Origin of the sequence: Pseudomonas sp. 65/3-MNA-CIBAN-0223, assembly GCF_040310425.1 — a bacterium.
In the GTDB taxonomy this organism is placed as follows: domain Bacteria; phylum Pseudomonadota; class Gammaproteobacteria; order Pseudomonadales; family Pseudomonadaceae; genus Aquipseudomonas; species Aquipseudomonas gregormendelii.
Genome location: NZ_JBEOPV010000020.1, coordinates 84,019 through 106,085 on the forward strand (window position 1 = coordinate 84,019; position 22,067 = coordinate 106,085).

28 protein-coding genes and 1 pseudogene are annotated in these 22,067 nt (G+C 57.3%); 13 read left to right on the top strand and 16 right to left on the bottom strand.

All coding sequences use genetic code 11. The features are described from left to right. The first annotated feature begins 86 nt into the window (after window positions 1-86). The 3 genes from AAEZ09_RS22020 to AAEZ09_RS22030 all read left to right on the top strand — a co-directional run bounded on the left by AAEZ09_RS22020 (window position 87) and on the right by AAEZ09_RS22030 (window position 2,056). Window positions 87-563 (top strand): hypothetical protein, encoded by a 477-nt coding sequence (locus tag AAEZ09_RS22020; RefSeq protein WP_350600765.1) that lies wholly within the window; start codon window positions 87-89, stop codon window positions 561-563. Further along, entirely contained in the window at window positions 563-784 is a 222-nt protein-coding gene (locus AAEZ09_RS22025; RefSeq protein WP_350600766.1) for a hypothetical protein, read from the top strand. The genes AAEZ09_RS22020 and AAEZ09_RS22025 overlap by 1 nt, the downstream gene beginning before the upstream one ends. A gap of 549 nt (window positions 785-1,333) precedes the next feature. Continuing rightward, the gene (locus tag AAEZ09_RS22030; RefSeq protein WP_350600768.1) at window positions 1,334-2,056 is read left to right on the top strand and encodes a recombinase family protein; all 723 of its coding nucleotides are present in this window, start codon (window positions 1,334-1,336) and stop codon (window positions 2,054-2,056) included. A gap of 262 nt (window positions 2,057-2,318) precedes the next feature. Here the strand turns inward: AAEZ09_RS22030 and AAEZ09_RS22035 are convergent, their stop codons facing one another. Further along, window positions 2,319-2,633, bottom strand: coding sequence for a hypothetical protein (locus AAEZ09_RS22035; protein ID WP_350600769.1), 315 nt, complete (start codon window positions 2,631-2,633; stop codon window positions 2,319-2,321). Window positions 2,634-2,764: 131 nt separating this feature from the next. Beyond that, a pseudogene (locus tag AAEZ09_RS22040) lies at window positions 2,765-3,013 on the bottom strand (PA0069 family radical SAM protein); the annotation flags it as partial. A gap of 199 nt (window positions 3,014-3,212) precedes the next feature. On the opposite strand from AAEZ09_RS22040, the gene AAEZ09_RS22045 reads away from it, so the two are divergent. Beyond that, window positions 3,213-3,518: a hypothetical protein gene (locus AAEZ09_RS22045; protein WP_350600770.1), complete on the top strand. Its 306-nt coding sequence runs from the start codon at window positions 3,213-3,215 to the stop codon at window positions 3,516-3,518. Between the two features lie 187 nt (window positions 3,519-3,705). Continuing rightward, window positions 3,706-4,353, top strand: a complete 648-nt coding sequence (locus AAEZ09_RS22050) for a phosphatase domain-containing protein (RefSeq protein ID WP_350600771.1) — start codon at window positions 3,706-3,708, stop codon at window positions 4,351-4,353. Window positions 4,354-4,414: 61 nt separating this feature from the next. On the opposite strand, the gene AAEZ09_RS22055 is transcribed toward AAEZ09_RS22050, so the two are convergent. After that, window positions 4,415-4,702: a YheV family putative zinc ribbon protein gene (locus tag AAEZ09_RS22055; protein WP_045059090.1), complete on the bottom strand. Its 288-nt coding sequence runs from the start codon at window positions 4,700-4,702 to the stop codon at window positions 4,415-4,417. Continuing rightward, entirely contained in the window at window positions 4,699-6,750 is a 2,052-nt protein-coding gene (gene prlC / locus AAEZ09_RS22060) for an oligopeptidase A (protein ID WP_350600773.1), read from the bottom strand. Before prlC ends, AAEZ09_RS22055 begins: the two co-directional genes overlap by 4 nt. A gap of 89 nt (window positions 6,751-6,839) precedes the next feature. On the opposite strand from prlC, the gene AAEZ09_RS22065 reads away from it, so the two are divergent. After that, window positions 6,840-7,385 (top strand): gamma carbonic anhydrase family protein, encoded by a 546-nt coding sequence (locus tag AAEZ09_RS22065; RefSeq protein ID WP_350600774.1) that lies wholly within the window; start codon window positions 6,840-6,842, stop codon window positions 7,383-7,385. 27 nt (window positions 7,386-7,412) lie between these two features. Continuing rightward, entirely contained in the window at window positions 7,413-8,063 is a 651-nt protein-coding gene (locus AAEZ09_RS22070; protein WP_350600776.1) for an HAD family hydrolase, read from the top strand. Window positions 8,064-8,126: 63 nt separating this feature from the next. Here the strand turns inward: AAEZ09_RS22070 and AAEZ09_RS22075 are convergent, their stop codons facing one another. Further along, window positions 8,127-9,203, bottom strand: a complete 1,077-nt coding sequence (locus AAEZ09_RS22075; protein ID WP_350600777.1) for an aminopeptidase — start codon at window positions 9,201-9,203, stop codon at window positions 8,127-8,129. 60 nt (window positions 9,204-9,263) lie between these two features. On the opposite strand from AAEZ09_RS22075, the gene AAEZ09_RS22080 reads away from it, so the two are divergent. Both AAEZ09_RS22080 and AAEZ09_RS22085 read left to right on the top strand, forming a co-directional pair. Then, a complete protein-coding gene (locus tag AAEZ09_RS22080; RefSeq protein WP_122840854.1) occupies window positions 9,264-9,686 on the top strand; it encodes a PA0061/PA0062 family lipoprotein in 423 nt (140 codons plus the stop codon). 40 nt (window positions 9,687-9,726) lie between these two features. Beyond that, entirely contained in the window at window positions 9,727-10,146 is a 420-nt protein-coding gene (locus AAEZ09_RS22085; protein ID WP_201147186.1) for a PA0061/PA0062 family lipoprotein, read from the top strand. A gap of 5 nt (window positions 10,147-10,151) precedes the next feature. On the opposite strand, the gene AAEZ09_RS22090 is transcribed toward AAEZ09_RS22085, so the two are convergent. Both AAEZ09_RS22090 and AAEZ09_RS22095 read right to left on the bottom strand, forming a co-directional pair. Continuing rightward, a complete protein-coding gene (locus AAEZ09_RS22090; protein WP_045059084.1) occupies window positions 10,152-10,391 on the bottom strand; it encodes a DUF1161 domain-containing protein in 240 nt (79 codons plus the stop codon). Window positions 10,392-10,565: 174 nt separating this feature from the next. Beyond that, a complete protein-coding gene (locus tag AAEZ09_RS22095; RefSeq protein ID WP_205893951.1) occupies window positions 10,566-10,997 on the bottom strand; it encodes an OsmC family protein in 432 nt (143 codons plus the stop codon). A gap of 244 nt (window positions 10,998-11,241) precedes the next feature. Between AAEZ09_RS22095 and AAEZ09_RS22100 the strand changes: the two genes are divergently transcribed. Next, the gene (locus AAEZ09_RS22100) at window positions 11,242-12,243 is read left to right on the top strand and encodes an LLM class flavin-dependent oxidoreductase (RefSeq protein WP_350600779.1); all 1,002 of its coding nucleotides are present in this window, start codon (window positions 11,242-11,244) and stop codon (window positions 12,241-12,243) included. Between the two features lie 65 nt (window positions 12,244-12,308). Here the strand turns inward: AAEZ09_RS22100 and AAEZ09_RS22105 are convergent, their stop codons facing one another. Next, window positions 12,309-12,530: a DUF1161 domain-containing protein gene (locus AAEZ09_RS22105; protein ID WP_045059081.1), complete on the bottom strand. Its 222-nt coding sequence runs from the start codon at window positions 12,528-12,530 to the stop codon at window positions 12,309-12,311. A gap of 122 nt (window positions 12,531-12,652) precedes the next feature. Beyond that, on the bottom strand, window positions 12,653-12,868 hold the full coding sequence (locus AAEZ09_RS22110) for a dodecin (RefSeq protein WP_045059080.1): 216 nt from the start codon (window positions 12,866-12,868) through the stop codon (window positions 12,653-12,655). Between the two features lie 157 nt (window positions 12,869-13,025). Between AAEZ09_RS22110 and AAEZ09_RS22115 the strand changes: the two genes are divergently transcribed. After that, the gene (locus AAEZ09_RS22115; RefSeq protein WP_045059079.1) at window positions 13,026-13,352 is read left to right on the top strand and encodes an ElaB/YgaM/YqjD family protein; all 327 of its coding nucleotides are present in this window, start codon (window positions 13,026-13,028) and stop codon (window positions 13,350-13,352) included. On the opposite strand, the gene AAEZ09_RS22120 is transcribed toward AAEZ09_RS22115, so the two are convergent. Next, window positions 13,349-14,242, bottom strand: coding sequence for a LysR family transcriptional regulator (locus AAEZ09_RS22120; protein WP_350600780.1), 894 nt, complete (start codon window positions 14,240-14,242; stop codon window positions 13,349-13,351). The genes AAEZ09_RS22115 and AAEZ09_RS22120 overlap by 4 nt on opposite strands. A gap of 112 nt (window positions 14,243-14,354) precedes the next feature. On the opposite strand from AAEZ09_RS22120, the gene trpB reads away from it, so the two are divergent. Then, complete coding sequence (trpB, locus tag AAEZ09_RS22125; RefSeq protein ID WP_122840849.1) at window positions 14,355-15,590, top strand: tryptophan synthase subunit beta; 1,236 nt, start codon at window positions 14,355-14,357, stop codon at window positions 15,588-15,590. Further along, a complete protein-coding gene (trpA, locus tag AAEZ09_RS22130) occupies window positions 15,590-16,399 on the top strand; it encodes a tryptophan synthase subunit alpha (RefSeq protein WP_350600782.1) in 810 nt (269 codons plus the stop codon). Before trpB ends, trpA begins: the two co-directional genes overlap by 1 nt. Window positions 16,400-16,419: 20 nt before the next feature. Here trpA and AAEZ09_RS22135 read toward each other — a convergent pair whose 3' ends face one another. The 6 genes from AAEZ09_RS22135 to scpC form a co-directional block, all read right to left on the bottom strand. Then, window positions 16,420-18,381, bottom strand: coding sequence for a DUF7844 domain-containing protein (locus tag AAEZ09_RS22135; protein WP_045059075.1), 1,962 nt, complete (start codon window positions 18,379-18,381; stop codon window positions 16,420-16,422). Next, entirely contained in the window at window positions 18,378-18,698 is a 321-nt protein-coding gene (locus tag AAEZ09_RS22140) for a DUF2388 domain-containing protein (RefSeq protein WP_045059074.1), read from the bottom strand. Before AAEZ09_RS22140 ends, AAEZ09_RS22135 begins: the two co-directional genes overlap by 4 nt. Window positions 18,699-18,725: 27 nt before the next feature. Next, on the bottom strand, window positions 18,726-19,043 hold the full coding sequence (locus AAEZ09_RS22145; protein ID WP_045059073.1) for a DUF2388 domain-containing protein: 318 nt from the start codon (window positions 19,041-19,043) through the stop codon (window positions 18,726-18,728). Between the two features lie 108 nt (window positions 19,044-19,151). Beyond that, window positions 19,152-19,469, bottom strand: coding sequence for a DUF2388 domain-containing protein (locus AAEZ09_RS22150; protein WP_045059072.1), 318 nt, complete (start codon window positions 19,467-19,469; stop codon window positions 19,152-19,154). A 384-nt stretch (window positions 19,470-19,853) separates the two neighbouring features. Then, window positions 19,854-20,069 (bottom strand): DUF1127 domain-containing protein, encoded by a 216-nt coding sequence (locus AAEZ09_RS22155; RefSeq protein WP_007902752.1) that lies wholly within the window; start codon window positions 20,067-20,069, stop codon window positions 19,854-19,856. A gap of 319 nt (window positions 20,070-20,388) precedes the next feature. Further along, window positions 20,389-21,882, bottom strand: coding sequence for a succinyl-CoA:acetate CoA-transferase ScpC (gene scpC / locus AAEZ09_RS22160; protein ID WP_350600783.1), 1,494 nt, complete (start codon window positions 21,880-21,882; stop codon window positions 20,389-20,391). Window positions 21,883-22,067 lie beyond the last annotated feature (185 nt).

Sequence of the window (22,067 nt, forward strand, 5' to 3'; positions counted from 1 at the left end):
AGATTCTGCTCTCCAACAAGAGCAAATACCGGGCGGTCTATCGCCCAAAAACTGCCAATCAAGGCAACCAAAAAAAGGAAATAAAGATGGAAAATACAATTCAGCATGTCAGCATTCAAAGCTTTCAGTTCAATCAAGATGTGCTAGACAAACGAATCGAACACGCAAAGTTACTGTTCTTGCGATCTTATGCAGCGGTTGATCGCTATGATGCGCCAGTTTCAATTCTAATGCCGAAGCTGCAACACCTCTTTGCCGCAGGGCGGGTGCTCTCAGACAATCATCCAACTATCACCACTGGCGGTTTTACAGTGTTTCTGTTGAAAGAGAATGTTGAACAATTGCTGAAGGACGTTGCCATTGAAACAAAGACTGCTTATCTCGCAGATCTAGAGGTAGAAAAACAAAAGCAGCAGCAGATTCTTGAGCAGCAACTGTACCAAGCTCAAGTTAATAAAGAGGCTAAGAAAGCAGCAGATCGTGAAGCCAAGCTACGCGCTGACGCAGCTAAAGAGGCCCAAGACTTCTTTGCCAATCTTTCATCTGAAAAAGGTGCTGCGTGATGACCGTCTCCAACACCATATTCAATAAACAGCTAGAGCGGGCCATAGCCCGCAACGCCGCCAAGAAGGCTCCTGAGCTAAAGGCGGAACCTGCCAAGGCGAAGCTGTCAGACGAAGAGCTACAAAGCTACATTGATATACTTTTAGCGGCTAGCAAACCAACTGAAAGCATTGATCACACTATGCAAATCCTTCTTGAAAGATTCCCACAACAGGATTAAGCAGGAAATTAAGTAACTGAGATAGGGAGACTGACACCCTCCCTTCATCTCTCAAGATGCCATGTTTATTGACGTCAATATTATAACAATCAAGCACGGGCGGTTTCCGCTCCACAATTACGAGAAAACAAAATTAATACAAAAATAAATTACATAATTAGTGCGGGAGTAATAGCAATCGCAGCCACAACGCTCATGTTCACATTGCACACACACAGCCAGGCACAGGCAGCAATGGAGCAGGTAGCGAACCTAACGCGCGACCTCGCACAGCAACGCCTTATCCAGCTGTCACAGGCTTCATATGAGGAACAGAGACTCAATGCTCTCTGGGAGCGTTTGGACACCATGTCAAACCGCCTTGATGGTCGTATGGGTATCTTGGAGGCACGCCAGCGTATGCAGTGAGCTTAATGGCTGTGCATTCTGAAGGCGAAAACTCTACAAAAAGACCGACGAATGACCGCATAACAAATCTAGAACGAACGTTGTAGAAGTGTTATTATGGATTCCTAGCCCAGACATTCTGTCTGCCAAGGAGCCAAGACGATGAACAAGCCAGTACGTGTAATTGCCTACTACCGTGTTTCTACAAAGTCTCAAGGCGACAGCGGATTGGGTCTCGAATCTCAAAAGGAATACATCGAGCGTGCCGCGCTGGCGAACAACTGGGAGGTGGTGGATTCCTTCACCGATGTGGTGTCGGGCAAGCTCGCTATCGAGGATCGTCCTGAAGGTGCAAAGGCTTTGGCAGCATGCAAAAAGGAAGGAGCTGTACTCGCGGTAGCCAAGCTGGACCGCCTGTCCCGTTCTGTGCATCACATTGCCCGTCTGATGGAACAGACAAGCTTCAAGGTAGCTACGATGCCAGACGCCACCCCTTTTCAACTGCATTTGTTCGCAGCCCTCGCTGAACAGGAACGCAAGTTCATCAGCGACCGTACAAAAGACACCCTAGCGACTCTGAAGGCCAAGGCGGACAGTGGCAATGCCGAAGCTATGCAAAGTGTTCAGAACAGAGCAGACGCGTTAGCCAAGGGCCGTACAGACGCTAATCGAGCAAAAGCTCAGGAGTCTGTTCAGGCGCGTGTATCCGCCTTTACTGCGTCGCTCCACGACCCAATCGAACTTTGCATCCGTCGTGGCGCTACTTCGCTGCAACAAGTCGCTGAATGCTTAAATGGCAAGAAGGTTGCCACTGCGCGTGGCGGGGAATGGTCAGCGATGCAGGTAAGCCGTGTAATGCGGACTCTTGGACTGACTTTCGCCTGATGCATTCTTTCTTGTTGATGTGCGTGACACAGCACCGGATGAAGACCACCGATAGCATAAGGTGACCACCCTCAGGAACCCTCTTATCTAGGTAGTTTCAGCCCCTCTGAGGTGTTCTAGTGCCTCTTCCGTCTCAGCGTCAAGGGTAGCCAGTGGGCCACCCCAAAGCGACCATATTTGCCGATTTAAAAAGGATGCAAATTCGCTTTTTTATTCGCGTACTAAGCGCATTTCCACCCTCGCTGATTCAGCAGCTTTTTCACTACCTCTTCAACCACTTTTTATAGGTGTAGAAAGCTTTCCCACTGGGCGACAGGAAGCTGGCCGCATAGTCATTCTCCTGGAACACCCGCACCTTCATTCCCGAGCTGATACGGCATTTACCGTCACTGACCATCTTGTTCGCTCCGTCCTCATCCCCGTCCTGCGCAAAGGCCCCGAATTCGTCTAGTGACTTTTGGCTACCGCAGTAGATGTATTCCTTTTTCAACGTGGCGTTGTATTCCACGTCTCCCCACTGAGCTAACGCCAACCCTGAAAAACCCAGCAACCCGACTACGACGATATTCCGAATCATTCCCTGCTCCATATTTTCCTGTCCGGCAATGCGCCTTGTGGAAAGGTATAGCAGTCAAATTTCTAGGGATGGGAGTAATTTCAGCGTGGTGGATCAATAGCCGCAAAGGTATATCAACGTTCGGTATCGGTACGAATTGTTGAGTACGGCCAACCGGGTTCACACCCGCGGTAAGGGTTGATCGAGCGATCGAAAGGCAGGTCTGGGGAGTTGTTATGGGTGATGATGGTCTTCGCCGTTTCGAAGCGTACTTCCGTGCCTTGGGTGAGCGGTACTTCCTGGTACCAACCGTCGTCCTCGGCTACCGAACGGTTCGGTGAGAAACGATTGTGCGGGTTGGTGGCGGTGCCCCGGCCACGCGGCGGAAGTGGAGTAGCCATCGAAAGCGTCTCTTGAGCTGTATGTCCATACAGTACATGGCGATGGCGCGTTCGACCAGTGCCATTGGGCGCCTGGCTATGATTGAGGGGTTCAGGTCATCTTGAGAAATATATCGCGGCTGGCGTGTTCATCAGAACTTTCAGTATGCTCCTGGTCCACGGAAGTGTTCAGACCCCAATTATTAAAAGGATTTAATAAATGTCTTTCTACAATCAGCGCGGCATCTTTCTTCAATTGCTGAGGCCTTCAGCCGTTAGTCCGATGGAAGTGCGGGTGTCCATGCAATTCGCGACAAAGGAGGAGGGCTATCATCCCGTAAATGGCGATAGAATCGATTACCTCTTGAAGTGCATCCAGCGTGAAGCCGTATCGAACGATGGCGGGATAACCTTCACCATGGGCCCAGCCCAATGCGATCTGGATGGCGACGGCGATTTCGACCCGCAGGACAAGGCCATTCTTGTGGCATTGGCTAAAGCGTATTCAAAAATCGTTAACCCCTGATGTAAGCATTACGCTGTTCTAACTATTTAAAAACGAATACTTGTCGAGCGGGTTCCCTGACTTTCGGCGCGAATCCTTGCGCCGTTTTTTTAATTCACGGTTCTTTGACAAATGCCTCACACATCATTGACTGGTCGGCAGTGAAACTGTGGTCAATTATCCACATCTGCCCCATGGTCGTTCGAGCATGTTCCTACCCAGTTTTTCACCTGCTGCATTTTTATGCTTTCTGGTCGCAATTTTCGGTTTCTCCTACGCTCATGCCGAAGACACGGGGTCGACGCGTCCGGAAGAATGGGCGCAACCGGTGGAAATTCGGTACAACCTGTTTCAGATGACCCCGACGCTATACCGAAGCGCGTTGCCAGATCGAGAGGCAGTGCCTCTACTGGGACGGCTCAAGGTAGCCACGGTCATTAACTTCCTGCCCGAGCCAGATTTGGGCTGGTTGTCGTCACCTGGAGTCACCCAGGTACAACTGCCGTATCGGACTAATCACGTCGATGATGCGGATGTACTTAAGGTGCTTCGAGCTATCCGCGATGCAGAAAGCAAGGGGTCTGTGCTGATGCACTGCAAGCATGGCTCCGATCGCACCGGTTTGATGGCGGCGATGTATCGAGTCGTCATCCAGGGGTGGAGCAAGGAGGAGGCCCTGGATGAAATGACCCAAGGCGGCTTCGGAGACAATTCCCATTACCGCGATGGTGTGCGTTACATCCTGCAGGCCGATACTGGCAAACTGCGTACGGCATTGGCCAATGGTGATTGCAGCACCAGCCCTTTCGCTGCTTGCTCGATGAAGAGTTGGCTCAAGTCGGCAAATGTAGAATAAACGCGCGCTGGGGGAGCAGTGCCACCCCATTCCCATTCACGGGTAAAGGGGTGGCGGTAACTCACTGTTGCTCGTCAGGCTTCTTTTTCAATTTTGGGTTCGGGAAAAACTGCACCGCCTGAACTTTCGCGTCCGCGACTTTCAGTGCTGAAGTGTTGACCCGAGTGCCCAATTCCCTGGGCACTGACAAGCCTTGTTCATTGAGGGTGTCGGCATAACCGCAGGCCACACATTCTCGATGGGGAACGTCGTTTTCGCTCCACATCATCAGCTTGTCCGGCTCGCTACAAGCCGGGCAAACTGCGCCGGCGATGAAGCGTCTCTTGGTAATCACAGGCCCCTCGCTCATGCTGCTGCGCCCTCACTCAGGCCGCTGTGGCGTAAGAGTGCGTCAATCGATGGCTCACGACCACGGAAGTCGACGAACAGCACCATAGGCTCCTGGGAACCGCCGCGTGCCAGGATCGCCTCGCGGAAAGCGCGACCGGTTTGTTCATTGAGTACGCCGTCTTCTTCAAATTTGGAGAAAGCGTCGGCGGACAACACTTCAGCCCACTTGTAGCTGTAGTAACCCGCCGCGTATCCGCCGGCGAAGATGTGCGCGAAGCTGTTGGGGAAGCGGTTGTAGGCCGGTGGACGCATCACCGAGACTTCGTCACGCACCCCTTCGAGTACTTGCAGTACGCTGCGGCCATCACCGTGGGTGGCGTGCAGCTCGAAATCGAACAGCGAGAACTCCAGTTGACGGACCATCATCAGCCCGGACTGGAAGTTTTTCGCGGCCAGCATTTTTTCCAGCAGGTCCTGAGGCAACGGTTCGCCGGTCTCGTAGTGACCCGAGATTAATGCCAGCCCTTGGGGCTCCCAGCACCAGTTCTCCATGAACTGGCTTGGCAGTTCGACCGCATCCCAGGCCACACCGTTGATGCCGGATACGCCGGCGTGTTCGACGCGGGTCAGCAGGTGGTGCAGACCGTGGCCGAATTCGTGGAAGAGCGTGGTCACTTCATCGTGGGTCAACAGGGCTGGTTTGCCACTGTCGGCTGGCGTGAAGTTGCACACCAGGTTGGCCACGGGATTCTGTAGCAAACCGTCAGCGGCGCGACGACGATCACGGGCACCGTCCATCCAGGCTCCGCCGCGCTTGTTGGCGCGGGCATACAGGTCGAAGAAGAACCGGCCCACGTGCTGACCATTTTCCTTGATTTCGAACAGGCGTACATCCGGGTGCCAGGTGTCGAAACCTTTCTGCTCGGCGATCTCAATACCGTATAGGCGCTGCACGATTGCGAACAACCCGCTGAGTACTTTGTCGATCGGGAAATAGGCGCGAAGTGTTTCCTGGGCAACGCTGTAACGTTGTTCGCGCAGTTTTTCCCCATAGAAACCGCTGTCCCAGCTTTGCAGGTCCGGGCAGCCTTGTTCGGCGGCGTAGGCCTTGAGCTGTTCGAGGTCCTGGGCAGCGAAAGGCTTGCTGCGCTTGGCCAGGTCGCGCAGGAAGCTGATTACCTGGTCGCTGGACTCGGCCATTTTGGTGGCCAGGCTCAGTTCTGAAAAGCTGGCGAAGCCCAGCAGTTTGGCGAGTTCCTGGCGCAGGTCGAGGATTTCTTCCATGACCGGGCCGTTATCATTCTGGCCAGCATTCGGGCCCTGGTCCGAAGCACGGGTGCAGTAGGCGGCGTAGACTTCTTCACGCAGGGCGCGGTCGTGGGCGTAGGTCATCACCGCGTAGTAGCTCGGGAATTCCAGGCTGATCAACCAGCCATCCAGCCCCTTGGCCTGCGCGGCGGCGGCCATCTGCGCCTTGGCGGAATCCGTCAGGCCGGCCAGTTTGGCCTCATCGGTGACGTGCTTGGTCCACGCCTGGGTGGCGTCGAGCAACTGGTTGGAGAAGCGGCTGCCCAGCTCCGACAGCTTGCTCTGTACATCAGCGTAACGCTTCTGCTCGGCTTCGGGCAGGTCGATGCCCGACAGACGGAAGTCGCGCAGCGAGTGTTCCAGGATAGTTTTCTGCGCAACGTCAAATCCTTCAGCTTCCGGGCTGTTGGCCAGGGCTTCGAAGGCCTGGAACAACTCGCGATTCTGGCCCATCTCGGTGGAGTAGGCGCTCAAGGCTGGCAGGCAGGATTCGTAGGCTTCGCGCAATTCAGCGCTGTTGCACACCGCATTCAGGTGGCTGACAGGGCTCCAGGCGGCGCCCAGGCGATCGTTCAATTCGTCCATCGCCAACACCAGGCCGGCCCAGGTCGGTTGTTTGCCCTGGGTCTTGAGGATCTCGATAATGGCGGCTCGGTTATCCGCCAGGATCTGTTCAATGGCCGGTTGCACGTGCTCGGCACGGATCGCGGAGAACGGCGGCAGGTCGTAGGACTGCAAAAGAGGGTTGTTCACGCTCACGGTTGGCACCTTGGCTGGAAGAAACATTGCCCCATCTTAATTACAATCGACGCCGACCGCAGCTATCAGCAACAGAGAGAGAGCCTATCGTGACGCTTCGCAAGTATCAGAACCACACGCCATCGCTGTGCAAGGGCGCTTTTGTCGACAGTTCGGCGGTGGTTATCGGTGACGTCGAAATCGGCGAAGACAGTTCCGTCTGGCCGCTTACGGTGATTCGTGGCGACATGCACCGCATCCGCATTGGTGCGCGTACCAGCGTCCAGGATGGCTGCGTGCTGCACATCACCCATGCCGGCCCGTTTAATCCTGATGGCTTCCCGTTGCTGATCGGCGACGACGTGACCATCGCCCACAAGGTCATGCTTCACGGGTGCAGTGTGGGCAGCCGGGTGTTGATTGGCATGGGCAGTATTGTCATGGACGGCGCGGTGGTCGCCGATGATGTGATCATCGGCGCAGGCAGCCTGGTGCCTCCGGGAAAACGCCTGGAAAGCGGTTTTCTGTATGTCGGCAGCCCGGTGAAGCAGGTTCGTGAGCTGACTGACAAGGAACGCGCTTTTTTCACCTACAGCGCGGCGAACTACGTGAAGCTCAAGGACCTGCACCTGGCTGAAGGCTACGACCAGCTCTGACCCGGCACACTCAACTCAGGATTGCACATGCATTACCAGAACGTTTTGTTCGACCTCGATGGCACGCTGACCGACCCTCGCGAGGGCATCACCCGCTCGATTCAGTTCGCCTTGGGCAAACTTGGGATCGATGAGCCCGATCTTTCCCGGCTTGAACACTTTATTGGTCCGCCATTGCTGCAGGCCTTCATGCAGTTTTACGACTTCGACGAGCCCAAGGCCTGGGAGGCGGTGAATTTTTACCGTGAGCGCTTCAAGGTCACCGGATTTTATGAAAACAGGGTCTTCGACGGGGTTACACCTCTGCTGGAAACCCTCGGCGGGCAGGGCCGCCAGCTGTATATCGCGACCTCCAAACCATGGATTTTCGCCCGTGAGATTGCCCGGCATTTTGATTTCGCCAAACATTTCAAGGTGATCTACGGCAGTGAACTGGACGGTACCCGCACCAATAAGGTCGAGCTGCTTGCTCACCTGATGGCCGAAGAAGGTCTGGACCCGACCACCACCCTGATGATCGGCGACCGCAAGCACGACCTCATCGGCGCGCGCAGCAACGGTCTGGATGCGGCTGCGGTGGGGTATGGTTTCGGCAGCCGTGAGGAGCTGAGTGCACAAGCCCCTGCTTATCATTTTGAAACGCTGGATGAGCTGCATCAGGCGTTTTTGCGGGGTTAAACAGTACGCCATCGCTGTAAAGGCTTGCCCGCGATGGCGTACTTGCAGCGCAGCTGCAAATTCTCATGGTCCTGCCAACACCTTCAGCGCCGCCTTGCGCTCTGCCACTGGCAGCGCTCCGAGTTTCTCTGCGGCCGCATAAAAAGCAGGCCAGTCCCCATGCGCCTGCCGGAACAGCGCCTCGAACGCCGGCACCCATTGGTCATACAAGCCGAATGGCAGCAACCGGGCGTTGTTCAGCGGGGCGTTTATCCAGGCGTCATAGCGTTTGTCTCCTGCCCACTGGCTGTCGCGGATCTTGCGGTATTCAGCGCGTAACCGTTCAAATTCCGCCGCCTTGCGCTGGCGCATCTGTTCAGGTGGGAGAGGCAGGGTGTAGAGCTGTTCGAGTCTCGAGCGGGTCGCCAGTACCAGTTCGATGAATTGATCACGTTGCCGGGCTTGTGCGCCGTTATCCGGCGGCAGGCGACGCAAGGCGCGCCATTGCCTGGTGCCTTCCTGCTCCACGAATGTCGCAAATGACTCGTTGAATTCCGTGTCGTCTTTGACATAAAGACGTTGATGGGCGAGCTCGTGGAAGATCAACGTGGCCAGCCGCTCGTCGCCCCAATTCATCATGGAGCTGATGATCGGATCGTTGAACCAGCCGAGCGTCGAATAGGCCTCGACGCCGCCAATCGAAACGTCCATACCTTGCAGTCGCTGCAAGGCAGCCTCGCCGCGGGCTGCACCCTGGCTGTAGTAACCGCGATAGGCCACGCAGCCGGCAATCGGAAAGCAGTGATTTTGCGCTGCCAGGGAAAACTCCGGTGTGGCAAAGACGTTCCAGACCACAAACGGGCGACCGATGTCGGCATACAGGCGGTAACTCTGGTTGTCCGGCAGGCGCAGATGATCGCTGGCAAACGAGCGGGCCTTTTGCGACTGGGTCAGATGCGCGCGCAGCTGCTGATCGCGCCGGGGATCGGCGATCACCTCGGACACTGGCTCCCGAGAGCGCAACAGCTGCAACTGTCCGCTGGCCAATTGGCTGTAATAGCTGACGCTGGCGCAGCCATTGAGCAACAAAAGCAGCACACCCGGAAACAAAATGCGTAAAACGCGATCAAGTAACCCATGGCTTGGAAAAGGCCTGATCAAAATAAAATTATTCCTGGAAAGTCTGCCCGCAAGACTATCCCGCCGCACTGGAGCTCCGCTATGCGCAAATTGATGCTGACGGGCGGCCTGTTGATGCTGACAGGCTGTGCTGGATTCGGATTGCCTCATCACGATCCATCCCAGGCTTGGGTCGACCTCGACTCGCAGCAGGAAGACACCGCGCTGCAAGCATTGCAGGTCGATGCCAAAGCTTCCACAGACAAGCGTTACTTCGAGGTTGAGCCCGGCAGCCACGAATTGACCGTGCGTTATCAGTTTCCGGTCGACCCTGCCAACATCGGTCCTGACGCCGAGCCGTTGTGGCGCGATTGCCAACTGCATGTGAAATTCAAGGATTTCAACGCCGGCGAACGCTATCAGCTGCAAGCGGGCAACATCGGTTTCAGGCCATGGGCCAAGCTCTACGATCAACAGCGCAAAGTCGTAGGCCAAGGTGCACCGGCAGGCTGCCAGCGCACTTGATCGGCGCTATGCTGAATGTCCACGCCCAAGGACATTTATAATGCGCAGGTTGCTGCTATTGCTCGCCGCCAGTGTCGTCGCCGGTTGCCAAAGCCCGATGCCAGCCATCAATCCGCAGATGGCGTGGGTAGACTTCGCGACGCCGAGTCCTGGTGGCAAGTTGCTGATGGCCGAGCGCCTGGATAAGCAGCGGTTGCGCGATGGCCGCTTCTTCCAGGTCGCCCCCGGCAGTCATGAACTGCTGGTACGTTTCGACTTCGAGGTATTTGGCGGCGGCGGGAGCCTGATGACCGGGCCGGTAGAGCGCCTGTGTTACCTGACCATCAACTACGACCATTTCGAGGCTGGCCAGCGTTATCTGCTGGAGGCCCGGAATCTGGCGTTCACCCCCAGCGCCAGGCTGTACAACGCTAAGCGCGAGATCGTGGCCGAGGACCGGGAGGTCAACTGCCTGATGTAGTTGGATCAGTTATCGTTCTTTTGGTACACGATGGCTTTGGTGCCGTTTTCGCAGGTACCCACAACCATGGCCACGTCATGCTTCTCGGCTTCTTCCCGGGACACGATTTCAAGGGTGTAGGAAGGCACTGCATTGGCCTGGATCTTGATTTCGATCTCTTTCCTGAGTTCTTCGCAATCCTTGGGCGCCGCCATGGCCGAAGTCGCCAGTGCACCGCAGATGATCGCCAAGGCAAAACGTTTCATGTGAAGCTCCTTTTCTGGCAGCGCGCACGGTCGTGCGCTAGAGCTGCTGTCATTTATTCGACCACAGTTTGACCTGGCTGGTTTTGTTTCAGGACAAAAAAATCGCAGCCCATGGCCGCTTCTACCTGGGTAAAAGCGACTGCGGGCTGCGATCATTGTCACGCCTGGGCCAATTTAGCTCACCAGGGTCGCATCCAGAGTAATCTTGGCATTCAGCACTTTGGATACTGGGCAGCCTTCTTTGGCCTTATTGCTCAATTCTTCGAACTGCTCCTGGGTGGCGCCCGGGATCTTCGCCTTCAGGATCAATTTCACCGCCGTGATCGCAAACCCCCCATCAACCTGGTCCAGGGTCACTTCGGCGTTGGTATCGATGCTGTCAGCCTTGAGCCCGGCATCGCCGAGGATCATCGAAAAGGCCATGGAGAAACAACCTGCGTGTGCCGCACCGATTAATTCCTCCGGATTGGTACCTTTACCGCCTTCGAACCGGGCCTTGAAGCCATACGGAGCTTCGCGCAGTACGCCGGTTTCCGTGGAAATCGAGCCAATACCGGTTTTCAGGTCACCTTCCCAATGAGCCGATGCTTTCTTTGTGATAGCCATGTCTGCCTCCTCAAGATCGGGCGCGAATCGTCGCGCCTTCGTGGTTTTCGGTTGCTAGGGTTCTGAGGATAGACGCAGGTGCAAAGTTCACCCGATCTGAAAAGTCCTACCATTTTCGTAGGTTTTTTTGCCTTGGCTATTGAATCTCGGGTATATGCCCTCATTGCATGAATCACGCTTATGGATTCGGCAGGTTTTCGTTCGCAAGAAAAAACCTGCTCCCCCCGATTGGAGAAGCAGGTTTATGAAACGATTGACCGACATAAAGTTTTCGACCCTGGACCTTGTACCTGTAAGGGAAAATGGCAGTGCGGCCCAGTCCCTGCGCAATTCCCTCGACCTGGCACAGCATGTCGAAAAGCTCGGCTACAACCGCTTTTGGGTGGCCGAACACCACAACATGGACGGCATCGCCAGTTCGGCCACCTCGGTTTTGCTGGGTTACCTGGCAGGTGGTACCTCGACCATTCGTGTCGGTTCCGGCGGCGTGATGCTGCCCAACCACGCGCCTCTGGTGATTGCCGAACAGTTCGGCACTCTGGAAAGTCTTTACCCCGGCCGTATCGACCTCGGCCTGGGGCGTGCGCCTGGCTCCGATCAAATGACCGCCCGTGCCCTGCGGCGGGAACGTTCCGGCAGCGCCGACGATTTCCCGTCTGACGTGGCGGAGCTGATGCGCTACCTGGGCCCCCGCACGCCGGATCAACGGATCATCGCCATGCCTGGCACGGGCACAAATGTTCCGGTGTGGCTGCTGGGTTCAAGCCTGTTCAGTGCGCAACTGGCCGGTGAACGCGGTTTGCCCTACGCCTTCGCTTCCCATTTCGCACCGCGCTTCATGCATGAGGCGATTCGCGTCTATCGCAATCATTTCAAGCCTTCTGCGGTGCTGGACAAGCCTTACGTGATGCTGGGCGTGCCATTGGTGGCTGCCGATACCGACGAGCAAGCCGATTACCTGGCGACGTCGGTCTACCAGCGAATCCTCGCGCTGATGCGGGGCCAGAGCCTTGTGCAGCGTCCACCGGTTAAAACCATGGACGGTCTGTGGTTGCCCCATGAGAAGGAGGCAGTGGCTGATTTCCTCGGCCTGGCGATGGTTGGCAGCCCGCAGAAAATTCGCGCCAAACTGGAGGTGCTGATCGAGCAAACCCAGGCGGATGAGCTGATCTTCACCTGCGACCTGTATGAACATGCCGATCGCGTGCATTCCTACGAGCTGTTGGCGCAGGTCATGAAAGGCTGACACTCAGACGCCAGGCGTAAAAAAGCCGACGCCATTGCGTCGGCTTTCAGTGCGGCGCAACCCGCTTATTTCTTGTAGACGATTTCCTTGGCGCCGCCTTCGCAGGTGCCAACAACCTGGCCGCCAGCCGCAGCGCCTTTATCGACAATTTCCAGTGAGTAACCAGAAACGCCCTTGGCATCGAGCTTCGCGGCGATTTCGGCTTTGAGCTCTTCGCACGGTTTGCCAGCTGCGAATGCTGTACCGGCGAGGCTCAGCAGACCTACCGCCAAAATAAACTTCTTCATCGGATGCATTCTCTGGTCGGATAATAGGGGCACCCCGGTTTCACAGGGGTGCACTCATGTAGCGCTTTTGCCATTCCCTATGGCATTCGGCCAGCGCGCAAGTTCAGAAGACTAGCTCAAACTCAGCTGCTGGCAATCCGGAAGCCGACCTTGAGTGTTACCTGAAAATGCGCGGCCCGACCATTCTCGATATGCCCACGGGTCTCGGTCACTTCAAACCATTCCAGGTGCTTGATGGTCTTGCTTGCTTCGGCCAGTGCGTTGTTGATCGCGTCTTCGATGCTGGTGGCAGATGAGCCAACCAGTTCGACTTTTTTGTACGTATGGTGATCAGTCATGGCGTTCTCCTTGGGGTATGAAATACAGACTAGCAGTGAATTTTCGTATTACTTCTGTCGGTCAACTCGATACAGAAGTTCAGATTTACTGCACTTTCTCAAACGGCTGTAGTCCCAACCAACACACGCCACTCATCACCAATGCAGGAGAGCCACCATGGCCAACACCTCTTTACGTAAAGCCTCATTGCAAAGCATGGAAGCCGAGATCGAGAGTCTTCTGAAGTCTTTGGAAAGCCTGAAGGACGACGCCTCGGACGAGTCGCGCAAAACCCTGAAAGTCTTGAAAGCCAACGCTGAGAGCGCGCTGAAGCACTCGCGCCACCTGCTTAGCGATGCCTACGAAGAAGTCAAAGTCAAAACCCGTGAAACCGGGATTGCCACTCGTGACTACGCTCAGGAACACCCTTGGACCACAGCCGGTGTCGCTGTCGGTGCACTGGGTTTGCTGGCCGCTTATCTGCTGTGCAAACGTGGTGACTAATCCGCTTGGCGCAGCTCGTTTTTAAGCCACTGCGCCAACTGCCTGGCGCGCCCGTCTGCGGCGCGCTTGGGTAACCACAACGCCAGTTGCGCCGTCGTTTCAGTGAAACCCCATGGCGCAACCAGGCGACCCGCCTTCAAGTCTTCGATCACCAGCGGTTCGGGTGCAATTGCCACGCCCAGCCCTGCTACTGCCGCCTCCAGCAAATAATACAAATGCTCAAAACCCTGTCCGTACGTCAGCGCCTTGGCGTTGAGGTCGCTTTGCTGTGCCCAGCTTGGCCATGCTTGCGGGCGGGAGGTGGTGTGCAATAACGGCTCACCGAGCAGTGCGCTGGCCGGCGCATTCTGCAAATGTGCATAACCGGTGAAGCGCGGGCTCATCACCGGGCCGATCCGTTCACTGGCCAGGGCATACACCTGCATGTCCGCTGGCCAGGGTGGCTCGGCGAATACCAACAAGGCATCCAGCCCGGGGCGCCGTGGATCGAGGTCACCTTCGCCCGCTGAAAGGTGCAGGCGCAGGTCCGGCAGGTCTGCATTCAGTCGACCCAGGCGCGGAATGAACCAGCGCGCCAACAGGCTCCCCGAACAGCCCAGCACGAAAGGCGCGTCGGCGGTGCTTTGAGTCAACTCTGCGCAAACCGTACGCAAGCGCTCGAACGCTTCACTGCTGGCATCTCGCAGTCGAACGCCTGCATCTGTGAGTTTCAAGCCGCGACCGTCCTTGATGAACAGGCTGACGCCCAGATGCTCCTCGAGTACCTTCAATTGCCGGCTAACTGCCCCGTGGGTGACGTGCAACTGCTCGGCAGCCTGGCTCACGCTGTTCAGGCGCGCAGTGGCCTCGAAGGCGCGAAGGGCATTTAACGGCGGGAGGTCATGGCTCATGGGATATGTGAGTTTTCCTGACAGGTTGTAGCGATCTTATCGGTTTTCAGTGCAGGACGTCAGGGGTAAAGTGAGCGTCATTGTCATCACACGAATTCAACTGGAGCAACTTATGACCCAGACCAATCTGCGCAGTGGCCCCGATGCCAGTGGCCTGTTCGGCGGCTTCGGCGGCCGTTACGTTGCTGAAACCTTGATGCCGTTGATCCTCGAGCTGGCCCGTGAATATGAACTGGCCAAGGAAGATCCGGCCTTCAAGGAGGAGCTGGCGTACTTCCAGCGCGACTACGTCGGTCGTCCGAGCCCGCTCTACTACGCCGAGCGTCTCACTGAGTTCTGTGGCGGTGCGAAAATCTATCTCAAGCGCGAAGAGCTGAACCACACTGGCGCGCATAAGATCAACAACTGCATTGGCCAGATCCTGCTGGCGCGGCGCATGGGCAAGAAACGCATTATTGCCGAGACCGGTGCCGGCATGCACGGCGTGGCGACTGCCACGGTCGCGGCGCGTTTCGGTCTGGACTGCGTGATCTACATGGGCACTACTGACATCGAGCGTCAGCAGGCCAACGTGTTCCGCATGAAGCTGCTGGGTGCCGAAGTCATTCCAGTCGTTGCCGGTACCGGCACTTTGAAAGACGCGATGAACGAGGCGCTGCGCGATTGGGTGACCAACGTCGATAGCACTTTCTACCTGATCGGCACGGTGGCTGGCCCCCACCCTTACCCTGCCATGGTGCGTGATTTCCAGGCCGTCATCGGCAAGGAAACCCGGGACCAGCTGCAAGCCCAGGAAGGCCGCCTGCCAGACAGCCTGGTGGCGTGCATCGGCGGTGGTTCCAACGCGATGGGCCTGTTCCACCCGTTCCTCGATGACCAGAGCGTGGAAATCATCGGCGTTGAAGCGGCCGGTCACGGGATCGAAACCGGCAAGCACGCGGCAAGCCTCAACGGTGGGGTTCCAGGTGTGTTGCACGGCAACCGCACCTTCCTGCTGCAGGACGATGACGGCCAGATCATCGACGCTCACTCGATTTCCGCTGGCCTGGATTATCCCGGTATCGGTCCGGAACACGCCTGGTTGCATGACATCGGCCGCGTGCAGTACACCTCCGTGACTGACGACGAAGCCCTGGATGCATTTCATAAGTGCTGCCGCCTGGAAGGGATCATTCCTGCGCTGGAAAGCGCTCACGCCCTGGCTGAAGTCTTCAAGCGTGCGCCGAAGTTGCCAAAAGATCATTTGATGGTGATCAACCTGTCCGGCCGTGGCGACAAAGACATGCAGACTGTGATGCACCACATGGAGCAGTCCCAACACATGCAATCCAAGCAGGAGAAACACTGATGAGCCGCCTGCAAACGCGTTTTGCCGAACTCAAGGAACAGAATCGCGCTGCCCTGGTGACCTTCGTCACCGCCGGCGACCCAAGCTATGACACTTCGCTGGCGATCCTCAAGGGGCTGCCTGGCGCGGGTGCCGACGTTATCGAACTGGGCATGCCGTTTACCGACCCGATGGCCGATGGCCCGGCGATCCAGCTGGCCAACATTCGTGCCTTGGGCGCTAAACAGAACCTGGCGAAAACCCTGCAGATGGTTCGCGAGTTCCGTGAAGGCAATGCTGAGACCCCGCTGGTGTTGATGGGCTACTTCAACCCGATCCACATGTATGGCGTGCCGCAGTTCATTGAAGACGCCAAAGCTGCCGGCGTGGATGGCCTGATCGTGGTTGACCTGCCGCCTGAGCATAACGGTGAGTTGTGCGATCCGGCACAGGCTGCCGGCCTGGATTTCATCCGCCTGACCACGCCGACTACTGATGATGTGCGCCTGCCAACGGTGCTGAACGGCAGCTCCGGTTTCGTGTACTACGTGTCGGTAGCCGGTGTGACCGGTGCGGGCGCGGCGACCCTGGAACACGTGGAAGAGGCTGTTGCTCGCCTGCGACGCCATACCGACCTGCCGATCAGCGTTGGTTTCGGCATCCGCACGCCAGAGCAGGCGGCGGCGATCGCGCGTCTTGCGGACGGTGTAGTGGTGGGTTCGGCACTGATCGATCACATTGCCAATGCCTCCACACCTGACCAGGCGATCGACGGCGTACTGAGCCTTTGCGCAGCCTTGTCCGAAGGCGTGCGCAAGGCTCGAGTCTGACGCCTGTCAGCGGCTTTTGCTCAAGGCAGTTCCAGCCCTCCGGCTGCCTTGTGCAATTTGCGTAAATGTTCGCCAACCTGCTTCAGGTTGGCCTCATTCTCCGCCATCTCGGCTGCCCGGGCCGGGTCCAGCAGGGCTCTGACTTCCTTGTCCAGATCGCCGGTCAGCGCCTGAAGCTGTTTCTGCCGAAGGCTGCTTTCCGATTCAAGGCGCTGCCACTCGCTTGGCTGCGGCAATCCGTAACCGCCAGTACCCAGCAATTCTGCCGGGCGGCTTAGAAACCCGCTGTTGGCAAGAATCTGCTGCAGCGTGGCGTTGGCCTTGTCCATGCCGCCGTTCTTCAATTCCCGCGCGCCCAGATAGCGTTGCTTGACCTCATCCTGCGCCAGCACCAGTTGTTGCCGGAACGCTGCCTGCTCGAGCAGCAGCAGGGCGGCACTGGTGCGCAGGTCCGCCTGGTCGATCCACTGGCGCCGCTCTGTAGCCTTGATCGCCAGCCAGTCCTCGACGTTCTCCTGCTTGATTGGCAAATGCTTTTTCAGCACCTCGAACATCGCCTGGTAGCGGTCGCGGAACGAGTCGAAGCGATAGCCCAGGCGCAAGGCCTCGCGCGGATCATCAAGGACGCTGGTATCGGCCAGCCCGCGACCCTTGAGCACTTCCAGCAACCCATTGGGCATGATGCTGTCCAGGCCCACCAATTGCTTGTTGTTGGTGCCACTACGTAGCAGTTTCAGCCCTTCCACTGCACAGTTGTTGGACAGGAAGAAGTAGTTGCCGTCGTAACTCCAATGCATCTCGGCCGCGTGCTCGACCACCTCTTCGATCTCTTTGCGTGACAGGGTCAGCGGGATCGAGGCCAGGCTGCGTAACTCGGTCTTGGTGTATTCGTCGATCACTTGGGCTAGCGGCAGCACGAACAGGCGTGACGGATACTTGCCGACCAGCCCGTCCCAGCTCGATAGCTGCACGTCGCCGACGAAGGCGCGGTACGACAGCACCAGGTGTTGATCAAGATCCAGGCGGCAATCCGGCCCCCGCGGTCGCCCCGGCGCGCAGATCACCAGGCGCAACATGCTGTGGCCCCAGCGACTGACCCAGTTCTGATTGGCTTCGGCCAGCAGATAGTCCACGGCGTAAACCCGCTCCGGGTCTACCTGACCCAGGGGTTGCCTGGCGAAATCGTTGCCTGCATTGAGGAAGGCGAAAGATTTGGCGCAGGTCTCCTTGGCAGCGGGGGCCCAGCCAAAGTGTTCCTGGTAGTAGCGATAGAGCGCCGGGCGACGGCAGGCGTAGCTTGGGTCGAGGAGGAAATACTCCATGTTGACCGCCACAAACTCCTTCGGGCTGCTCGTCTCGTAAATGTCCGGGCTGCGCGCGATCTGCCGATTGTGCTGTTCACGCTCACCACGGCGACCGACATATTGTTGCCAGCCAGCAAGATCAAGCAGGCGTGGATCGTCGCTGAGGGTGAAGCGGCGGTCGTTCTGGCCGCGACACTCGTCTGGCATGCCGACCAGCCCGGCACTGCTGTTGCGCCGGGTGCAGCGCTGGATCAGCGTGCGTTCGGTCCCCGTCCACAGACGAGAGCGGTCATAGATGTGCGTGAGCTCGTGCAACACCGTGGCGAGCATCTCCCGGCGCACGGTGCCGTGGGGGCGATAGGTTTTTTTGCTGGCGGCACTGCCGTCCGTGAGGCTGTCGAGCAGGTTGCGGTTCAGGTCGAGCTCAGAAACCAATGAAGCCTGGCCATAGGCATTGGCGGGCATGTCGTCGGTCCAGCCAACGTCGATGCGACGGTCCAGTTGCTGGATGAACTGTGGCGGTAACGCCTGCATGGCTTCATCAAGGAGCGCCTGGCTGGCCTGTTGTTGTGCGGGGCTCAGGCCTGTGGTCTTGAGCCGTAATTGCAGGTCAGCCTGAGCCGTGTTGCCAAGCAGCAACACGACCCCGGCCAGCAGCCAGGCGCCTACCGACCTCACAGTGCGAGGATGGCTTCGGCGAGAACCTGGTCACTGGCGTCGCGCGCTTCGGGCACGCGGGTACGCAAGGTATCGAAGGCGGCTTCAAGGTGTGCTCCGCGAATGTCGCCATTGCTGGCCACAAAACTGGCGGCATCGTCATGGGCTTCGCGAACAATTTTCGAATCACGGATCGACGTGGTGGTGTCCGAGGTGAAATCGAGCGTGCGCTGGCTGGCACGAATAACAATATTACTGGTGGCTACCAGGGTTTGCGCCTGGGCCAGGTCGGCCAGCAACAACAGGCCAAGGGTGGCGGCAATCAGCGGGTTACGCATGGAACGACTCCGGAAGGACAAGGATAACTATTGGACGAGAATTGCCTGCGCCAGTTCAAGGTCGCTTGCATGAAGTTTTGGCCGTGTATGGCGCAGATAAACCAGTGCGGACTCCAGGCGCGCGCCAAGCAATGCTCCATCGGTGGCGATGAAAGCGGCAGCGTCATCCTGTGCAGCGAGCAGTAGCTTACGGTCGAAGGGGGCCGAGGTCACCATGCTCGTGGCATAGCCGCTGGCTACGATGCCCTGGGTGGACAGATTGAAGGCGTCGTAGGCTTGGGCAGATCCCGACCAGCCAATGGCCATTAATACCGGAGTGATCAACAGATTTGAAAGAAAACGCATGAGGCTCGATAGTTGGAAAACGAGTCCGAAGGCTAGCGTAATGCCTGTTTTAGAGCCAGCGCGGAAACAATGGGACACGACTTGCGCGCCCCATGGCAGTCATCCGAGTCAGATGGTCAGGATAGCCTGGGCCAGTTGTGCGTCGGTTGCGTTCAGTTGAGGTGCCTGGTGGCGAATGTGGTCCAGAGCACTTTCCAGCTTCACGCCACGGATCGAACCTTCGCTGGCTACGAAACTGGCAGCGTCATCGCGCGCGGCACGGACGATCTTGTCATCTCGGAAAGAGGAGGTGACGTCGGAAGTCGCATCGGAAGTGGCTTTCAGTGCACCGACGACGGCATCGGTGGTCACGATGAAGCTGGTGGCGTGGGAATTGGCAGCCACGGCGAGCAGGGCTGCAGCGCTGAGCAGACGAAGACGGGACATGGTGTAACTCCTTAAAATGAACCGGATTGGGAGGTGGCTTGTTTAATGGGACGTCTGTTTTGCAGCATTCGCCACGTTCCCCTTGGATATTAGGCCGGGGTGGGCTGGTTCGAACAGTCCAGCGCCGAAGAAACCCTGCGTAGGCGCTGCCGAAGGTTGCGATCTGTTGATCTTTGTTTCGCCACGCCAACGATCAAAAGATCGCAGCCTTCGGCAGCTCCTACAGAACTGTACTTGCAGTATTCACTGCTTAAGAAACTGTACTGGTTGAGTTTTTCAGGGGCCTGAAACGACAAAACCCGTCGCGGTTTCCGGCGACGGGTCTTGTTTGTGCAATTCGGGTTGCTGGCGGTGGACCCTGCAGGTCAGAGCCAGCGACGCTACTTAGCGCCAGAACGGCTTGCTCAGCTCTTCGTAGCGTTGTGCTTCGCTAATCCCGGCATCAGCCAGCAGACGCGAATCCAGACGAGCCAGTTGATGGCGGCTGGAGATGCGGCGCTGCCACAACATCAGGTTGGCGATAACGCGAAGAGGCATCGAAGCCTGGGTTTTTGCAGCGGTATCTTCGAAGAACAGTTCGGAACTGAGTGTACGTTCCATGGTTGACATCCTTCCGCTTGTGGCGGGATTAGGTAGTGGTTTAACTGATGCCAATGATCCTCTCGTTTGGCCAGTCCCTGTAGATACAGTTCAACTGTATTGTGAGGTACCAGTTAACTGTTAATAGGGGGTGTACTGGTCTAAATTGAGGCAACTGTACTTGTCGGCACTTTATTGGTGCGATTGTGCCGTTGATACCGATACGTTGGGGACTTTTCTGTAGGAAACAACCAGTACAGTAGTACAGTTTTATTCGGATAGGGGCTTTCCAATAGGTCGCTGGCGAAACTGTGTTTGCGCCAGCGGCTATCTGTACTATTTACACGGCCAGCATCCGGCCGGTTTCTTCCAGGTTTATGTGCCAGCTCAGTGCTTCGCGCAGGATGTGGGGGGTATGCCCGCCGATGGCACAGGCCGCGGTGAAGTAGTCATCCAGCGCCTGGCGGTAGTCGGGGTGCACGCAGTTGTCGATGATGACCCGTGCGCGTTCCCTGGGTGCAAGGCCGCGCAGGTCCGCCAGGCCCACTTCGGTCACGAGGATGTCGACATCGTGCTCGGTATGGTCAACGTGGCTGACCATGGGGACTACGCTGGAGATCGCGCCGGCCTTGGCGATCGACTTGGTCACAAAGATTGCCAGGTGGGCATTTCGTGCGAAGTCGCCGGAGCCGCCGATGCCATTCATCATTCGCGTGCCGCAGACATGCGTCGAGTTGACGTTGCCGTACAGATCGAACTCAAGCGCCGTGTTGATGCCGATGATACCGAGGCGACGTACGACTTCCGGGTGATTGGAAATTTCCTGAGGGCGCAGGACCAGTTTGTCCTTGTAGCGCTCCAGGTTACCGAACACGTCGCTGTTGCGCCGGGCTGACAAAGTGATCGAGCTGCCTGAGGCGAAGCTCAGCTTGCCGGCGTCGATCAGGTCGAATGTCGAGTCCTGCAGGACTTCCGAGTACATCGTAAGGTCTTCGAACGGCGAATCGATCAAGCCGCACACCACCGAGTTGGCGATGGTGCCGATGCCAGCCTGCAAGGGGCCAAGCTTGTTGGTCATGCGCCCGGCAGCGACTTCCTGCTTGAAGAAGTCGATCAGGTGATCGGCGATGGCCTGAGTGTCCACGTCCGGCGGCAAGACGGTGGATGGCGAGTCGGATTGATTGGTGATGACAATCGCCACGATCTTTTCCGGCGGGATCGGGATGGCAGTGCTGCCGATGCGGTCATCCACCTTTACCAGCGGAATGGGCGTGCGGGTCGGGCGATAGGTCGGGATATAGATGTCGTGCAGACCTTCCAGGTTTGGATTGTGTGCAAGGTTGATTTCGACGATGACCTGTTTGGCGAAAATCGCGAAGCTGGCCGAGTTGCCTACCGAGGTGGTGGGCACGATATGGCCCTGTTCGGTGATCGCTACGGCTTCGATGACGGCGATATCCGGCAGCTTGAGCTGTTGGTTGCGCAGTTGCTCGACGGTTTCCGAAAGGTGTTGGTCGATGAACATGACCTCGCCGGCGTTGATTGCCTTGCGCAGGGTGCTGTCCACCTGGAACGGCATGCGCCGCGATAGCACGCCAGCCTCGGTGAGCTGCTTGTCGAGGTCGTTGCCCAGGCTGGCGCCGGTCATCAAGGTGATTTTCAGCGGAGAGATTTTGGCGCGCTCGGCGAGTGCGTGGGGCACGGCCTTGGCTTCGCCCGCGCGGGTGAAGCCGCTCATGCCGACGGTCATGCCGTCCTCAATCAAAGCGGCGGCGTCGGCGGCGCTCATCACCTTATCCAACAACGAAGGCAAGCGAATACGATCACGATACATGGATTGTTATCTCGGGCAACGGAAGCAAGGTGGGCAGTTTAGTGATTTCCAGAAAAATCCTCCCGCTACCATGGTCGAATGCAGACCACTGATTTAGAGCCTTTGGTCGGGTTGGCGGGGATTTTTACAGGCAATAAAAAACCCCAGCCTACTAAAGGCTGAGGTTTTGGGTATTGCGCTGGAGC

What these genes read in the sequence shown, in the direction of transcription:
- AAEZ09_RS22020 (WP_350600765.1), top strand. Translation starts at nt 87, where the DNA reads ATGGAAAATACAATTCAGCATGTCAGCATTCAAAGCTTTCAGTTCAAT.
- AAEZ09_RS22025 (WP_350600766.1), top strand. Translation starts at nt 563, where the DNA reads ATGACCGTCTCCAACACCATATTCAATAAACAGCTAGAGCGGGCCATA.
- AAEZ09_RS22030 (WP_350600768.1), top strand. Translation starts at nt 1,334, where the DNA reads ATGAACAAGCCAGTACGTGTAATTGCCTACTACCGTGTTTCTACAAAG.
- AAEZ09_RS22035 (WP_350600769.1), bottom strand. Translation starts at nt 2,633, where the DNA reads ATGATTCGGAATATCGTCGTAGTCGGGTTGCTGGGTTTTTCAGGGTTG.
- AAEZ09_RS22045 (WP_350600770.1), top strand. Translation starts at nt 3,213, where the DNA reads ATGTCTTTCTACAATCAGCGCGGCATCTTTCTTCAATTGCTGAGGCCT.
- AAEZ09_RS22050 (WP_350600771.1), top strand. Translation starts at nt 3,706, where the DNA reads ATGTTCCTACCCAGTTTTTCACCTGCTGCATTTTTATGCTTTCTGGTC.
- AAEZ09_RS22055 (WP_045059090.1), bottom strand. Translation starts at nt 4,702, where the DNA reads ATGAGCGAGGGGCCTGTGATTACCAAGAGACGCTTCATCGCCGGCGCA.
- AAEZ09_RS22070 (WP_350600776.1), top strand. Translation starts at nt 7,413, where the DNA reads ATGCATTACCAGAACGTTTTGTTCGACCTCGATGGCACGCTGACCGAC.
- AAEZ09_RS22080 (WP_122840854.1), top strand. Translation starts at nt 9,264, where the DNA reads ATGCGCAAATTGATGCTGACGGGCGGCCTGTTGATGCTGACAGGCTGT.
- AAEZ09_RS22085 (WP_201147186.1), top strand. Translation starts at nt 9,727, where the DNA reads ATGCGCAGGTTGCTGCTATTGCTCGCCGCCAGTGTCGTCGCCGGTTGC.
- AAEZ09_RS22090 (WP_045059084.1), bottom strand. Translation starts at nt 10,391, where the DNA reads ATGAAACGTTTTGCCTTGGCGATCATCTGCGGTGCACTGGCGACTTCG.
- AAEZ09_RS22095 (WP_205893951.1), bottom strand. Translation starts at nt 10,997, where the DNA reads ATGGCTATCACAAAGAAAGCATCGGCTCATTGGGAAGGTGACCTGAAA.
- AAEZ09_RS22100 (WP_350600779.1), top strand. Translation starts at nt 11,242, where the DNA reads ATGAAACGATTGACCGACATAAAGTTTTCGACCCTGGACCTTGTACCT.
- AAEZ09_RS22105 (WP_045059081.1), bottom strand. Translation starts at nt 12,530, where the DNA reads ATGAAGAAGTTTATTTTGGCGGTAGGTCTGCTGAGCCTCGCCGGTACA.
- AAEZ09_RS22110 (WP_045059080.1), bottom strand. Translation starts at nt 12,868, where the DNA reads ATGACTGATCACCATACGTACAAAAAAGTCGAACTGGTTGGCTCATCT.
- AAEZ09_RS22115 (WP_045059079.1), top strand. Translation starts at nt 13,026, where the DNA reads ATGGCCAACACCTCTTTACGTAAAGCCTCATTGCAAAGCATGGAAGCC.
- AAEZ09_RS22120 (WP_350600780.1), bottom strand. Translation starts at nt 14,242, where the DNA reads ATGAGCCATGACCTCCCGCCGTTAAATGCCCTTCGCGCCTTCGAGGCC.
- trpB (WP_122840849.1), top strand. Translation starts at nt 14,355, where the DNA reads ATGACCCAGACCAATCTGCGCAGTGGCCCCGATGCCAGTGGCCTGTTC.
- trpA (WP_350600782.1), top strand. Translation starts at nt 15,590, where the DNA reads ATGAGCCGCCTGCAAACGCGTTTTGCCGAACTCAAGGAACAGAATCGC.
- AAEZ09_RS22140 (WP_045059074.1), bottom strand. Translation starts at nt 18,698, where the DNA reads ATGCGTAACCCGCTGATTGCCGCCACCCTTGGCCTGTTGTTGCTGGCC.
- AAEZ09_RS22145 (WP_045059073.1), bottom strand. Translation starts at nt 19,043, where the DNA reads ATGCGTTTTCTTTCAAATCTGTTGATCACTCCGGTATTAATGGCCATT.
- AAEZ09_RS22150 (WP_045059072.1), bottom strand. Translation starts at nt 19,469, where the DNA reads ATGTCCCGTCTTCGTCTGCTCAGCGCTGCAGCCCTGCTCGCCGTGGCT.
- AAEZ09_RS22155 (WP_007902752.1), bottom strand. Translation starts at nt 20,069, where the DNA reads ATGGAACGTACACTCAGTTCCGAACTGTTCTTCGAAGATACCGCTGCA.
- scpC (WP_350600783.1), bottom strand. Translation starts at nt 21,882, where the DNA reads ATGTATCGTGATCGTATTCGCTTGCCTTCGTTGTTGGATAAGGTGATG.